At 32.1% G+C, this 14,152-nt stretch carries 17 protein-coding genes; 1 reads left to right on the plus strand and 16 read right to left on the minus strand.

The genetic code is table 11. From position 1 onward, the window contains the following. The first annotated feature begins 114 nt into the window (after positions 1–114). Positions 115–804, plus strand: a complete 690-nt coding sequence (locus LHL71_RS04130; RefSeq protein ID WP_227360562.1) for a DUF975 family protein — start codon at positions 115–117, stop codon at positions 802–804. Between the two features lie 27 nt (positions 805–831). On the opposite strand, the gene LHL71_RS04135 is transcribed toward LHL71_RS04130, so the two are convergent. The 16 genes from LHL71_RS04135 to atpF form a co-directional block, all read right to left on the minus strand. After that, on the minus strand, positions 832–1,614 hold the full coding sequence (locus LHL71_RS04135; RefSeq protein WP_227360563.1) for an ABC transporter permease: 783 nt from the start codon (positions 1,612–1,614) through the stop codon (positions 832–834). A gap of 2 nt (positions 1,615–1,616) precedes the next feature. Beyond that, positions 1,617–2,483, minus strand: coding sequence for an ATP-binding cassette domain-containing protein (locus LHL71_RS04140; protein WP_227360564.1), 867 nt, complete (start codon positions 2,481–2,483; stop codon positions 1,617–1,619). Further along, positions 2,480–2,848, minus strand: a complete 369-nt coding sequence (locus LHL71_RS04145) for a GntR family transcriptional regulator (protein WP_227360565.1) — start codon at positions 2,846–2,848, stop codon at positions 2,480–2,482. Before LHL71_RS04145 ends, LHL71_RS04140 begins: the two co-directional genes overlap by 4 nt. A gap of 14 nt (positions 2,849–2,862) precedes the next feature. Beyond that, positions 2,863–4,671 carry an FtsX-like permease family protein gene (locus LHL71_RS04150; RefSeq protein ID WP_227360566.1) on the minus strand — a complete coding sequence of 603 codons (1,809 nt, stop codon included), beginning with the start codon at positions 4,669–4,671 and terminating at the stop codon, positions 2,863–2,865. A 12-nt stretch (positions 4,672–4,683) separates the two neighbouring features. After that, positions 4,684–5,436 carry an ABC transporter ATP-binding protein gene (locus LHL71_RS04155; RefSeq protein ID WP_227360567.1) on the minus strand — a complete coding sequence of 251 codons (753 nt, stop codon included), beginning with the start codon at positions 5,434–5,436 and terminating at the stop codon, positions 4,684–4,686. A 114-nt stretch (positions 5,437–5,550) separates the two neighbouring features. Beyond that, complete coding sequence (locus LHL71_RS04160; RefSeq protein ID WP_227361609.1) at positions 5,551–6,678, minus strand: FtsW/RodA/SpoVE family cell cycle protein; 1,128 nt, start codon at positions 6,676–6,678, stop codon at positions 5,551–5,553. A 92-nt stretch (positions 6,679–6,770) separates the two neighbouring features. After that, complete coding sequence (locus LHL71_RS04165; protein WP_227360568.1) at positions 6,771–6,992, minus strand: DUF2969 domain-containing protein; 222 nt, start codon at positions 6,990–6,992, stop codon at positions 6,771–6,773. Between the two features lie 20 nt (positions 6,993–7,012). Beyond that, on the minus strand, positions 7,013–7,288 hold the full coding sequence (gene yidD / locus LHL71_RS04170; RefSeq protein WP_227360569.1) for a membrane protein insertion efficiency factor YidD: 276 nt from the start codon (positions 7,286–7,288) through the stop codon (positions 7,013–7,015). A gap of 3 nt (positions 7,289–7,291) precedes the next feature. After that, the gene (gene mreB / locus LHL71_RS04175) at positions 7,292–8,302 is read right to left on the minus strand and encodes a rod shape-determining protein (protein ID WP_227360570.1); all 1,011 of its coding nucleotides are present in this window, start codon (positions 8,300–8,302) and stop codon (positions 7,292–7,294) included. Between the two features lie 119 nt (positions 8,303–8,421). Beyond that, entirely contained in the window at positions 8,422–8,658 is a 237-nt protein-coding gene (locus LHL71_RS04180; protein WP_347339030.1) for a DUF1146 family protein, read from the minus strand. Positions 8,659–8,715: 57 nt separating this feature from the next. Next, entirely contained in the window at positions 8,716–9,132 is a 417-nt protein-coding gene (locus tag LHL71_RS04185; protein ID WP_227360572.1) for a F0F1 ATP synthase subunit epsilon, read from the minus strand. A 13-nt stretch (positions 9,133–9,145) separates the two neighbouring features. After that, entirely contained in the window at positions 9,146–10,558 is a 1,413-nt protein-coding gene (gene atpD, locus LHL71_RS04190) for a F0F1 ATP synthase subunit beta (RefSeq protein ID WP_227360573.1), read from the minus strand. A 33-nt stretch (positions 10,559–10,591) separates the two neighbouring features. Next, the gene (locus LHL71_RS04195) at positions 10,592–11,497 is read right to left on the minus strand and encodes a F0F1 ATP synthase subunit gamma (protein ID WP_227360574.1); all 906 of its coding nucleotides are present in this window, start codon (positions 11,495–11,497) and stop codon (positions 10,592–10,594) included. A 21-nt stretch (positions 11,498–11,518) separates the two neighbouring features. After that, positions 11,519–13,063 carry a F0F1 ATP synthase subunit alpha gene (gene atpA, locus LHL71_RS04200; RefSeq protein ID WP_227360575.1) on the minus strand — a complete coding sequence of 515 codons (1,545 nt, stop codon included), beginning with the start codon at positions 13,061–13,063 and terminating at the stop codon, positions 11,519–11,521. A 27-nt stretch (positions 13,064–13,090) separates the two neighbouring features. Further along, the gene (gene atpH, locus LHL71_RS04205) at positions 13,091–13,633 is read right to left on the minus strand and encodes an ATP synthase F1 subunit delta (RefSeq protein WP_227360576.1); all 543 of its coding nucleotides are present in this window, start codon (positions 13,631–13,633) and stop codon (positions 13,091–13,093) included. After that, a complete protein-coding gene (atpF, locus tag LHL71_RS04210) occupies positions 13,620–14,138 on the minus strand; it encodes a F0F1 ATP synthase subunit B (RefSeq protein WP_227360577.1) in 519 nt (172 codons plus the stop codon). The genes atpH and atpF overlap by 14 nt, the downstream gene beginning before the upstream one ends. Positions 14,139–14,152: the final 14 nt, after the last annotated feature.

The raw sequence follows: 14,152 nt of genomic DNA on the forward strand, positions 1-14,152 counted from the left end.
AAAACTTATATTTTAGAACAAATTATAACCTATTAATTATAAAACTTACAAAATCAATTAATTAATTATATATGCTATTATATATCTTAGATAATAAAAAGAAGGTGAATTAAATTGGATACGGAAAAAAGAAGAGTTTTAAAAGAGCAAGTTAAGTCGATGCTTAAAGGAAATTGGAAGACGGCCATGCTACTTTGTCTTTCCTTATACGTTATTTTATTTCTAAACTACTTATTTAATATTTCTGTAAGGAGTTCAATTTCTTCATCTAATGATATTTCTTTTGGAATGTTATTTAATGGTCATACCTTACTATCCATTTTCACTTCAGCCATTACCACCTTTGCTGTAGTAGCTGTTAGTTATGGTTTCCTAGATTGGATTAGAACCAAACAAGCTCCATCCGAACCTCTTGTGGAGACTATTCAAACATTTACCAAAAAATACTTTGTTTCCACCTTGGTACTTTTTATCATCCAAGGAATCTTTATAATTTTATGGTATCTACTATTAATTATTCCTGGAATAATTAAAGCCTATGCCTATTCCCAAACCTACTTTGTTTATAAAACCAAAGTTGATAATGGTGAAACTGATATTAGCTTTTTAGACTGTATTACTAAAAGTCGTGAACTAATGAATGGACATAAATGGGACTTCTTCGTCTTAGAAATAAGTTTCGTTGGTTGGTTCTTATTAAGTATAGTAACATTAGGCATTGGTTTTATCTGGTTAATCCCATATTATTATGGTGTACGTGCAAACTTCTATTATTCACTTTTTGAAGATCTTCAAAAAGCCTAAAAAAGAACCCTATCAAGGGTTCTTTTTTTATGCTTTTTTAATTTGTTTTTTACTATAGAATACCTTAGAAAGATATAACATAATTAAATCCCATCCAAAGCACCATACCATTAAATGATAAGGTTTAGCAGTAGTAAGATCATCATTAGCGTATCCTAACAACCATTTTGCAAAATCAGCCATCCAAGTATCAATAAATTGATGATCAATAACTAATTTTACCAAAAATACCAAAGTGATAACTCCGGCAATGGGGATCATAATAATAATTGCTCGTTGCATTTTTCTTGAAAATAACGATAAAAAGCTACCAATAGCCATACTAGTTAATGAGTAACTCATAATCATTAAATAACCAAATACAAATCCTAAAACACCATTAAGAAATGGATTACTAAATGTATTTTCGTAAAATGACTGAAATAAGCTTAATGACTTAAAAGTATCCATATTTAGAGGATATACAATTAAGTAATTATAAATTTGGTTTATGATGTTACCAATTAAACCAATTATTAAATATACTTTTAATTGGCTTATAAAAAATGTTTTTCTAGAAATTCCATTTTGAATTAAAAATTTAAAATTTTCATATGATAATAGCGAAATTACAATCATGTAAATATAAAAGATGCCACTAATTGGAGTGTCCACCAGTGCATTTGAAAATGAATATGCACTTATATCTCCTGATAATAAATATAATAAAAATGGTAAAACAATTAAAAAGGCAAATGAATAAATATATGCTAATCCCAAAATTTTCAGTTGCTTTTGTAATAAATAGTTAGTAGTTGGACCAATCTTCATAATTAATTATTTCCTCCATTTTTACTAGTTAACAGTACAAATAATTTTTGTAAATCAAGATTTGAAATTTGCACTGTATCAGGGACGGGATTATCGTTTAAATTACCATATACATAAGTAGTTTTTAAATTACCCATTTTATCAGTACCAATTATATTTAGTCCCTTAGTATAATCGTCCACCTCATTTTGAGGTCCAACGATACCGTATGCTTGATCTAAAATTTCTTCTACCGGTGCTGCTAATAAAATCCTACTATTATCCAAAATAACAACATCGCTAATAATATTAGTAACCTCTTCAATTAAGTGTGTTGAAATAATAAAAGTTCTAGGATTATCTGAATATGATTGTAGAAGTTCCGAATAGAATAAATCTCGATGATTAGCATCCAAACCTAAAATTGGTTCATCTAAAATTACAAACTTAACTGGAACACATAAAGCAATAATTAATTTAAAAATTGAATGATAACCAGTTGATAATTTTCCATATTTTTGGTCTAAATTAATTTCAAATTTCTTAGCTAATTTTTCGGATAGTTCCCAGTTAAATCCACCATATAACTTCTCGGTATTTTCTAGGATTTTGCTTAATTTGTCACCATTAGCATATAAATCAACCTCACTCATTAAGTACATCAAATCAAGTTTTCGATCGTTATCATTAATATTTTCGCCATCAATTCTTACCATTCCACTATCAGCAAAAATTCGATTAACAATTATATTTAATAAAGTACTCTTACCAGCACCATTACGACCTAATAACCCATAAATTTTATTTTCAGAAAAGCTTAGGTTGATATTTGATAAAATAGTTTTTTTCCCAAAGCTTTTATTTATCTGCTCTAATTTTAGTTCACTCATTTATTGTATCCTCGCTTAATTAAATCTAGTAAATTAGCTTCGCTAATATGCAAATTTTTGGCTTCTCGTACAAAGTCGGTTACAAATTGATCATAAAATAACTCTTTGCGATGTTCGATAATAATTTCTCGGGCACCTTTTGATACAAACATCCCCAAACCGCGCTTTTTATAAATCAAGGATTTATTAACTAAGATGTTCATCCCTTTTAAAACCGTTGCTGGGTTAATATGAAAGTTCTTAGAAATTTCAGTTGTAGACGGTATTTGTTCTTCTTCTAAAAAAGATCCGTTAAAAATAGCATCTTCAATTTGATTTGCCACTTGTAAATAAATTGGATCCGTATCATTAAATTTAAATTTCATATTTTTCAAACCAATCACTTAGTAATTTTTATTTTTGGTAATACTATTTTAATATACATTATGACTGTTACAAGTCCATACAACAAGTAAACAAATAAAAATCCGCATAAAACCAAGATTAAATCACTATAAGGATCGCTAATAAGTTCCATTTGATCAAACATTTGTAGACCAAATATTACATCAATTATTCCTAAAATCGCCGGTAATAAGAATAACAATCCTACTTGTTGAATAATCGAATTAATTTGGGTTGATTTTTGAGCTCCTAATTTATTTATCATTTGATATCTTTGACGATCATCAGTTGCTCCACTTAAAATTTTAAACATTAAGCAACTTGCTAACATTGCCAAAAATGCAAATCCTAAAAAAGTCCCCATAAACTCCATGCCACTATAAACACCCTTTAGTAATTTAAAGTAACCATATGATCCGGGAAGATTTTCAACATTTTTTACTTTTAATTGTTTAGACTGCATGGCTACAATTTTATCTAGTATTATATTATTTTCAGTAGTATGTTTTACTTTTACCAAGGTTAAATGATTAACTTTTTGATGAATACTATTAAATTTTTGATCACTGACAAAAATTATTTTTTTACTACTATAACCATTCACGTTCAAAAAGTTTGAATAAGCAGTAGAGTTAGGGTTACTAAGTTCACGAATACTTGCTTTCTTAATTCCCTTAATCTCGCCCGAATTATTGACATCCTGATATTCAAATGGTCGGGCATTGATTTGTGATTTGTTGTAATAGATGCGATTTTTAGTAGTTATTTGATCATATTGTTGAACACTGGCGTCACTAAGTTTTTGGATATTGGTTTTAATATTTTTATCCGGATTAACTACAGCAATTGAATACATTGAATTAACATTCGCATATTTTTCAACCTGATGATTCATTTCATAACTAACTGTTATGGCTCCTAGAGATAGTGCAAATAAGATGGAAACTACTGATAAAATCTTAGTATAATCACGAATTCTAAATTTTAATTGAGCCAAAGTAAAATTATTTAATCGTTTTTGACCGAAGTTAGTTTTTTGTAACTGAGTGATAAGAATACTTACTAATGCATTAAAAACAAAGTAAGTTCCTAATACAATTGTTACTAGAGCTATAGGAATTGATGATAATTTTAAATTTTTGATGTCACATAACGCAAAATATCCAATTCCAAGTAATACTAATCCTAAAATCGATTGAATAATTAATTTAAGATTACTAGCTTTTTTCCAATCCGTAGCCTGGCTGGAGCGTAACAGAGTTAAGGCACTAGTTCTACTAAACGTGATAATATTTAAAATCGATGCAATTAAAAATAAAATTATAAATAAAATTAAAGTTATTTTAATAGCCGGAAAGTAAATTACACTAAAGTGTTTTAATGAAATTCCTAATTGCTTCATTATTAATTTAGATAAAACACCGGTTAATGATATTCCTAATATTATCCCCAAAACTGTGGAAATAATTCCAACAAACATGGTTTCAATAGCTACTAGTTGGCTAACTTTACCCTTTTTAGCTCCTAACATCATGAATAATCCATAATCATGTTTACGCATGCCTACTAAAAAATTATTGGCATAAGATACATAAACCAGGGTAATGATTCCAAGTAAAATTGAACCAAATTGAAAAATAAATTTTATGCTACTAATTATGGTATTTCCTTCTGTAAATTGGTTATTAGTAGCAATTGCTTCAAGCATATAAAATATTGCAGAAGAAATTATTAATCCAAAAAATAATACTAGATAATCTTTAAAACGTGATTTAATACTGTTCAAAGAAAGCTTAACTAACATCTATATTCTCCTCTATTGTTCAAAAGTTCCTAATTTATCAAGAATGACTTGATAAAATTCTGATCGGCTAAGGCCATCCGATTTTATTTCTTCACCGATTTGGCCATCCTTAATAAATAAGATTCGCTTACAGAAGCTGGCTGAAAAAGGATCATGAGTTACTAATAAAATGGACACTCCTTGTTCATTAATATCATTAAGAGTATCTAGCAATTCTCTAGCATTTTGTGAATCTAAAGCTCCCGTTGGTTCATCACCTAAGATCAATGAAGGATCAGATACTAATGCTCGAGCTGATGAAACCCTTTGTTTTTGACCTCCAGATATTTGACTAGGATATTTTTCTAAAATATCTTGAATATTTAATTGGCTAGCTACTTCTTGAACTTTATTATTAAATAATTTTGCTTTTATATTCTGCAATGATAGCGGTAATTGGATATTTTCGCGAACCGTTAAGTTTTCTAACAAATTAAAATCTTGAAAAATAAAACCTAACTTTTTAGCTCTAAACTCCGCCATTTGATTAGCTGATAGATTAGATAAGTTTTTTCCATCAACCATTACTTGACCACTAGTTGGTTGGTCTAAGGTAGCTAATATATTTAGCAAGGTAGACTTACCCGATCCAGAAGCTCCCATTATGCCCACAAATTCTCCTTGATCAACTGAAAAACTTATTCCCTTTAATGCTTCATATGGTTCACTACCGTTTGAATTATAAACTTTGGTTACATCTTTAACATCTAATATTTTTTTATTCACAGGTTATCTCCTTATATAGTTAATTACTTGTGTAACTAACTATATAATCTAAATTATTATTTGTCAATGCAAAAAAGCATCTAAGTAATAAACTTAGATGCTTTTAACTTGATTTTATGAAAATTCTTTATCTGAACCAAACATGTTACTCTTATTGTGATACTGCATCGACATTATCAACCCGATTCCAATCATATTACCAATTAAGGCTGATCCCCCAGCACTAACAAATGGTAATGGAATACCAGTTAAAGGTAATAGTCCAATGCTCATACCGATATTTTCAAATACATGGAATAAAATCATCATAATAACACCGGTTGAAATATATGCATAAAATACATTTCTGGTATCAAAAGTAACTCGAATCATTTGATAGATTAATAAAAAGTATAAGAAAATTAAAACACATGCCCCAATAAATCCAAAGTTTTCGCCAATAACAGAGAAAATCATATCAGATTCTCTAACGGGAACATATACATGCGACTTATTAAAACCTGAACCAAAAATTCCACCTGATCCTACGGCTTTCATACTTTGCCATAATTGATATCCTTGATTAGAAGTATCAGCAGAAGGATGTAGCCAAGTATCAACACGTGAAAATTGGTAAGCCTTAAATCCAAAATGCTCTAAGATTTTTCTTCCAGATTCTGGAATAACTAACGCTAATGCTGTTCCACCGATTACTGCTACCGTAGTTATAGTTGGCATAATAATTTTCCAAGTAACTCCTGAAACAATTACTAATCCCCCAAAGATAGCAAAGAACACTAACATAGTACCAAAATCATTTTGCAATTTTAGCAAGACAACCACTGGCAATGTCCACATACCCATGGTCAATAATAATATCCAGTCGTTTTTTGTGTCATGCGGATATTTATCGTTATGATTAACAATTACTCGACCCATCATTAAAATGTATGCCGGTTTCATAACTTCTGACGGTTGAAAAGTTAGTGGTCCCAGTTGAAACCAACTTTTAGCACCAGTATTTGCATAGTAAGCTCTACTATATAAAACCAATACTGCCGTTAATAAAATAATACCTGCCCAATAGGCATATGGTGCTAATTTCCATAATTGCTCAGAATCAAACTGCATTAAAACGACAATGGCAATTGTACCAATCGCATACCACATTAATTGAGAGACAACCTGCTTAGTTACACTTGTAGAACTAGTGTCATGAGTGGCTGCAACAAAAATTGATGATAGGCCAATAATTGCTAACATTAATACACAAAAAACAATTCCCCAATCAATTCTTGATTCTGAATCATCCCTTGAATCCACTATTTGCACCCCTTTCTAAAAATAAACAGATCTTAATGATGCAAGTGAAAATCCTTAATAAGGGTTTGAACACCTTCATCAAAAGTATTTACACGATATGATCCATTTTCAGTATTTTTAACATCAAACTTATCGTTATTTTCTGCAATAGATCCAATAACATTACCAGAAATAGATACTTCGTTAACTAAATTTCCAGTTGAATCCTTTTTTTCCTTAATTTCAACATCAATACTTTTCTTTGCTTTACTCAATTATATTCACCTTTCAAAAATTATTTTAGATGCATACTTTTTCGATATTCAGATTGAGATTTTTTATTTCTAAAAATACTAAACCTATCTGGAACCTCATCATATCCGCCCTTAACAAATGGATTACATCGAATGATCCTAGCTATCCCCATTATGGTCCCTAGAAATGCTCCATGCTTCTTAATAGCAGTAATCATATAACTACTACAAGTTGGATAATATCGGCAACTAGGAGGTAATATTGGTGAAATAATTTTTTTATATCCCTTAACTAGAAATATTAAAATATTTTTCAATGTTTATTCCTTTGATTCAGCCTTTTTATTTGATGTTTTATTATATCTTTCTAATAAAATACCAGCACCTTTAGCAACATTATCTAGTGGTCGTTCAGAAATAATTACCGGAACCGTTAACTCATCAGAAATTACTTGATCAATTCCACTTAAGAGAGCTCCACCACCAGTAAGCATGATTCCACGATCTACAATATCAGATGCTAATTCTGGTGGAGTAACTTCAAGAACTTCTTTAGCTCCATCAACAATTAACTGAATGGTATCATGGATAGCATCGCTTACTTCTTTACTATTAATAGTAATTGATTCGGGCATTCCGCTAATGGCATCACGACCACGAACTTCCATTTCTTTGATCTCATCTGGATTTACTTTTGCACTACCAATTTCAATCTTAATTTTTTCAGCGGTGTGTTCACCAATTAATAAATTATGATGTTTGCGGATATAAGCCACAATCTCACTATTCATTTTATCACCGGCAACCCGGATTGATTTACTTGCTACAATATCACCTAAAGATAAAACAGCGATATCACTAGTACCGCCCCCCATATCAATAACCATGTTTCCTTTGGGTTGGAAAATGTCCATACCAGCACCTACAGCAGCAACCTTAGGTTCTTCTTCTAAGTAAACTTTACTACCACCAGCTTTTTCAGCTGCTTGTGTAATAGCATTTCTTTCAATTTCTGTAATATTAGTTGGTGCACAAATCAAAATCTTAGGTTTTGACATAATGCCTTTAACATTTAGCTTATTCATAAAATAAGTTAACATTTCTTCAGTAATATCAAAATCTGAAATAACACCATCTTTTAAAGGTCGGATGGCTCGAATATTGCTGGGAGTTCTACCAACCATCTGATAAGCCTCAGTACCTACCGATAAAACTTTGCCAGTTTTAATATCAATAGCTACAACCGATGGTTCATTTAAAACTATTCCCTTTCCAGCAACATAAATTAATACATTTGCAGTTCCTAAGTCAATACCAACATCTTTTGCCATCTGCAATTTCCCTCCAAAAAACTTTAATCTCAAGGATTTATTATACCATAATAATGTTAAAAACTTTTTTAATCTTCTATTAAAGAAAAAAACGATTGCCCTATTCAGGACAATCGTTTTTATTTAATAATAAAAATTAAATTTCTTACATTATCGATAAAAGATAAGAAAAATGATGAAACTAAATACCCCAGAGCAATAGAAATTAACACAATAAATAGCTTTCCCTGGTAGGGTCTCATGGGAATTCTTTTTTCAATATGTAATTCTTGAATACTCCAAAAGGAAATAATAATACAAATAAAATATGTCACTAATGTGATTAACGCCTGAATGCCAATTGATCTCATATTCATTGCCTTCCATCATTTTATAAATTTCCAATAAAAAAAGGCCAAGAAAGTTCTTGGTCTTTATTTACCTGCAACATTGATACGGTTAATTGCACGACGTAAAGCAATTTGAGCTCTAGCCAAAGAATCAGCATCTTCAGCCGCCTTAGCTTGTTCAATACGTTGTTCAGCACGTTTTTTAGCTTGTTGTGCTCTTAACACATCAATACTAGTTTGAGTTTCAGCACTATCTGCAACAATTGTTGCAGTATCACCAGAAAATTCAATAAAACCACCATTAACAGCAATTTTATCTTCCTTATCATCATGCTTAACTCTAACTTCATCAACAGCAATTGTTGCAATAACAGGAATATGGTTTGGTAAAATTCCTAGTTGTCCCGATAGTGTGGTAACAACTACCATATCAGCAGTATGCTCATAAACTTTTCCATCAGGAGTAACGATACTAACCGTAATAACTGAATTTTCAGCCAATTAGAATCCCTCCCTATTTATTGGCATTTTGCTTCATTTTCTCGGCATTTTCCAAAACATCTTCAATTGGGCCACAATTTCTAAAGGCATCTTCTGGGATATCATCATATTTACCTTCTAATATTCCTTTGAAACCTTCAACTGTTTCACTAACTGGAACATATTTTCCTGGAAGTCCAGTAAATTGTTCAGCAACAGAGAAACTTTGTGATAAGAAGAATTGAATACGACGAGCGCGATTAACAATCGTCTTTTCTTCATCAGATAATTCATCCATACCAAGAATTGAAATAATGTCTTGTAATTCACGATATCTTTGAAGAACACGTTGGACACCAGTAGCAACATCATAGTGTTCCTTACCAACAATATTTGGATCCAAAGCTGATGATGTTGAAGCCAACGGATCAACGGCTGGATAAATACCTTGTTGAGTTAAAGAACGTTCCAAGTTAGTAGTTGCATCCAAGTGAGCAAAAGTAGTTGCTGGAGCTGGATCGGTATAATCATCGGCAGGAACATAAACAGCTTGAATAGAAGTAATGGCACCCTTCTTAGTTGAAGTGATACGTTCTTGCAATTGACCCATTTCAGTAGCCAATGTTGGTTGATAACCTACGGCTGAAGGAATACGGCCTAATAAGGCAGAAACTTCAGAACCAGCTTGAGTAAATCTAAAGATATTGTCAATAAATAAAAGAACATCTTGGCCAATTTCATCACGGAAGTATTCCGCGATGGTTAAACCAGTAAGTGCAACACGCATACGTGCTCCAGGTGGTTCATTCATTTGTCCATAAACCATGGCAGTTTTTTCCAAAACGCCAGATTCTTTCATTTCATAATACATATCATTACCTTCACGAGTTCTTTCACCAACTCCGGTAAATACAGAGATACCATTGTGTCCCTGAGCAATATTATGAATTAATTCTTGAATTAAAACAGTTTTACCAACTCCGGCACCACCGAATAATCCAACTTTACCACCACGAATATATGGTTCTAGTAAATCGATAACTTTAATACCAGTTTCCAAAATTTCGGTTGATGGGTTTAATTGATCATATTTTGGTGCATCACGATGAATTGGCCAACGTGTAGCATCGGGTCCAAATGCTGGGCCGCCATCAACTGGTTCTCCGAGAACATTAAATACTCGACCTAATGTATCATTACCAACTGGAACAGAAATTGAATCTTCAGTGTTATCTACTACCATCCCACGACGTAAACCATCAGTTCCGTCCATAGCGATAGTTCTAACTACACCATCTCCTAATTCAAGAGCAACTTCAGCCACAACTGTGTCTTCTCCGTCTCCATGAATTACTAATGCTGTATTAATTTCTGGTAATTGGTTGTCTGCGGAAAACTCAACATCGACAACTGGTCCAATAACTTGTAAAACTTTACCAGTACTCATGTTTAGTTAATTCCTCCATCTAAAAAATTTAAATTAATGACTAAGTGCTTCTTGACCACCAGTAATTTCAGTAATTTCAGTAGTAATTGCAGCCTGTCTAGCACGATTATATTGCAATTCTAAACTAGAAATTAAGTCATCTGCATTATCAGATGCCGACTTCATAGCAGTTGAACTTGAAGCATGTTCTGAAGTTTTAGCATCTAGAATTGCTCCATATACTAAGCTTTCAGAATATTGAGGCAAAATAACTTTTAACACTTCTTCATTAGAAGGTTCAATGTCATAATCCATAGTCATATTTTCTTCGCTAATATCCTTGCTAGCATCGCTTTCGATCGATTCACTATCAATTGGGAGCATTTTTTCAGCTCTAAATTTAGATTGAATACGATTTACAAAGTGATAATAACAAACATACAATTCATCAAAAACGCCATCTTCATACATTGAAGTAACTGTTTTTACAATTCCTCTAATTTCATCAAAGGTAGGTACATCACTAACATTACGATATTCGTAAATTACATTAGCACCTTGTTTTTTATAAAAATCAGCACCTGTTCCACCAATGGCAATAATTGATCTATTATTAACATCACCTGAATGTTTTTCCATAAAACTATTAGCTTCACGCAAAACATTACTATTATAACTACCAACCATACCTCGATCAGAAGTAATAATCATGTAGGCTGTCTTTTTAGATTCATTATTAGAATTAGTTGCTGAAGATTGGTTAATTCCATCAAGAAAATGTGATTTGGCTAAGTGCATAACAACCGCTTTAACACGACTTGCATAGATGTCATAATTAGTTGTTTGTTTTTGGATTTGGTTTAATTTTGATTGAGAAACCATTTCCATTGCACTAGTTATTTGGCGTGTCTTTTTAGTTGATGTAATTCTGTGTTTAACATCATTTAACGAAGCTGCCATGTAATCTCACCTTTCTCTGAATTAATTATTGTTTTCAATTTCTTCTTCAAGACTATCTTCTTTAGAAGGTTGGAACATCTTATCAAATTCTTGAATTGCTGAATCTAACTTATCAGTGTCTGGTAATTGACCAGTCTTAGAAATTTCTTCTAGCAATTCAGTTTGTGAATTATCAAAGTATGCAAAAATTTCATTTTGATAACGTAAAACATCATCAATTTTAAGTTTATCCAAATAACCATGTGTTAAACAGTACAAAATAAGCACTTGTTTTTCAACGGCAATTGGTGAATGAAGTGGTTGTTTCAAAACTTCAACAGTTCTTGCACCACGGTTTAATTTAGCTTGAGTTGCTGCATCAAGATCAGAACCAAATTGTGCAAATGATTCTAATTCATGATATGAAGCTAAATCAAGACGTAAGGTACCTGCAACCTTCTTCATAGCCTTAATTTGGGCATCACCACCAACACGAGATACTGAAGTACCAGCATCAACAGCTGGTCTTACACCTGAATAGAACATATCTGAGTTTAAGAAGATTTGTCCATCGGTGATTGAAATAACGTTAGTTGGGATATAAGCAGAAACGTCACCGGCTTGAGTTTCAACAATTGGTAATGCAGTCATTGAACCGCCACCCAACTTGTCATTTAACTTAGCAGCACGTTCTAGTAAACGTGAGTGAGTATAGAAAATATCCCCAGGATATGCTTCACGACCCGGTGGTCTACGTAAAATAAGTGATAATTCACGATAGGCATCAGCTTGTTTTGATAGATCATCATACACGATCAAAACATGTTTACCTTTATTCATAAAGTATTCACCCATAGTTGCACCAGCATATGGTGAAATATATAGTAATGATGCAGGTTCAGAAGGACCAGCAGAAACAACAATGGTATAATCCATTGCACCATATTTTTCAAGTGTATTAACTGATGCACGTACAGTTGATTCTTTTTGTCCAATAGCTACGTAGATACAAATCATATCTTGATCTTTTTGATTTAAAATTGTATCAATCGCAATTGAAGTTTTACCAGTTTTTCTATCACCAATAATTAATTCACGTTGACCACGTCCAATTGGAACTAATGAGTCAATCGCTTTAATACCAGTTTGTAAAGGTTCACTAACTGATTGGCGATCCATAATACCTGGTGCTTTATGCTCAATTGGTTTATGATCGGCTGCTTTAATTGGACCTTTACCATCAATAGGGTTACCAATGGCGTTAACTACACGTCCAACAAGTTCCTCACCAACAGGAACTTCCATAATTCGACCAGTACGCTTTACAGAGTCACCTTCATGAATTCCAGTATCATCACCTAAAACCATGATACCAACATTTCCGGCTTCCAGGTTTTGAACCATTCCGTAAACGTTATTGTCAAATTCGAGCAACTCACCAGACAAAGCATTCTCAAGGCCACGAGCACGAACGATACCGTCACCTACATATGTAACGATACCTGTTTCTTCAACATCAAGTTCATTATTATAACCTTGTAATTGTTGTTTGATTAGAGCACTGATTTCCTCAGCTTTAATGCTCATAAGTTTCACCTCTCTAAATAGATATCGTTAATTTAATAAAAGTTGTTTAACTTTATTAATTCGAGTTTTAATACTTCCATCAATAGTTGTATCATCAGACTTCATAATGACACCGCCGATAATTGAACTATCAACTTTAGTTTTTAAAATCACTTTATTAGCTCCAACACGTTTTTCAAAAGCTTTAGCTAAACGATTTTTTTGATCATCATTAAGTTCAGTAGCCGAAGTTACTTCTGCATGAACGATCTTCATTTTATCGTTATAAACTTTTTCAAACTGATCAATAATTAGAACTAAATCATTAAATCTACTATTTTTATCAATAATATTTAAAAAGTTTTTCGTAAAATCTGAAGCATTATCTAAGATAGGCTTTAGAAGTGAAGCTTTAAAATTATTATCAATTGATTGATCATTCAAAATTTCTGATAATTGTGAATTTTCAGTAAAAATTGTTTTTAATGACTGTAGTTCTTCCAATCCATCAGTTAGTTGATTATTCTCTTGTAGAACTTCAAACATAGCTTTTGCATACTTATCTGCTGCAATTACATTATCTTGATTCATTTTGCTTTCCCAACCCTTCGATATAAGAATCAACGAGTGCTTGTTGATCAGTTTCATTAATTTCTTTTGAAATGATCTTGGATGCAATATCAATAGATAGTGATGCAACATCTTTTCGAGAATTAGCCAACGCTTCTTGTCGTTGTTGCTCGATATCTTTTTCAGCTGTTGCTTTCATATTGGTAACTTCTTCATGAGCCTTACCAATAATTTGATCACGTTGCTGTTGCCCAGATTCTTTAGCGTCATTAATAATTCCGCTAACTTCATTACGAGTGTTATCTAACTCTGCTTGACGCTTTTGAGCTAGTTCATTCGCTTGAGTACGGGCTTGTTCTGCAGAATCAATATCACTGGAAATTTTGTTTGCACGATCATTCATCATCTTAGTAATTGGTTTCCAAGCCACTAGGCTAATAAGAAATACTAAGACTACGAAACTGAGCATAACAAAAATCATATCACCAGTATAAAGTTCAGCTCCAACTACAGAATAAGAAAACATCTATTGGCACCTCC

Origin of the sequence: Lentilactobacillus laojiaonis (assembly GCF_020616595.1) — a bacterium.
In the GTDB taxonomy this organism is placed as follows: Bacteria; Bacillota; Bacilli; order Lactobacillales; family Lactobacillaceae; genus Lentilactobacillus; species Lentilactobacillus laojiaonis.

Coding starts and splice junctions, on each gene's coding strand:
- LHL71_RS04135 (WP_227360563.1), bottom strand. CDS start 1,614: ATGAAGATTGGTCCAACTACTAACTATTTATTACAAAAGCAACTGAAA.
- LHL71_RS04140 (WP_227360564.1), bottom strand. CDS start 2,483: ATGAGTGAACTAAAATTAGAGCAGATAAATAAAAGCTTTGGGAAAAAA.
- LHL71_RS04145 (WP_227360565.1), bottom strand. CDS start 2,848: ATGAAATTTAAATTTAATGATACGGATCCAATTTATTTACAAGTGGCA.
- LHL71_RS04150 (WP_227360566.1), bottom strand. CDS start 4,671: ATGTTAGTTAAGCTTTCTTTGAACAGTATTAAATCACGTTTTAAAGAT.
- LHL71_RS04160 (WP_227361609.1), bottom strand. CDS start 6,678: ATGTTAGCAATTATTGGCCTATCATCAATTTTTGTTGCAGCCACTCAT.
- mreB (WP_227360570.1), bottom strand. CDS start 8,302: ATGGCAAAAGATGTTGGTATTGACTTAGGAACTGCAAATGTATTAATT.
- LHL71_RS04180 (WP_347339030.1), bottom strand. CDS start 8,658: ATGAATATGAGATCAATTGGCATTCAGGCGTTAATCACATTAGTGACA.
- atpD (WP_227360573.1), bottom strand. CDS start 10,558: ATGAGTACTGGTAAAGTTTTACAAGTTATTGGACCAGTTGTCGATGTT.
- LHL71_RS04195 (WP_227360574.1), bottom strand. CDS start 11,497: ATGGCAGCTTCGTTAAATGATGTTAAACACAGAATTACATCAACTAAA.
- atpA (WP_227360575.1), bottom strand. CDS start 13,063: ATGAGCATTAAAGCTGAGGAAATCAGTGCTCTAATCAAACAACAATTA.
- atpH (WP_227360576.1), bottom strand. CDS start 13,633: ATGAATCAAGATAATGTAATTGCAGCAGATAAGTATGCAAAAGCTATG.
- atpF (WP_227360577.1), bottom strand. CDS start 14,138: ATGTTTTCTTATTCTGTAGTTGGAGCTGAACTTTATACTGGTGATATG.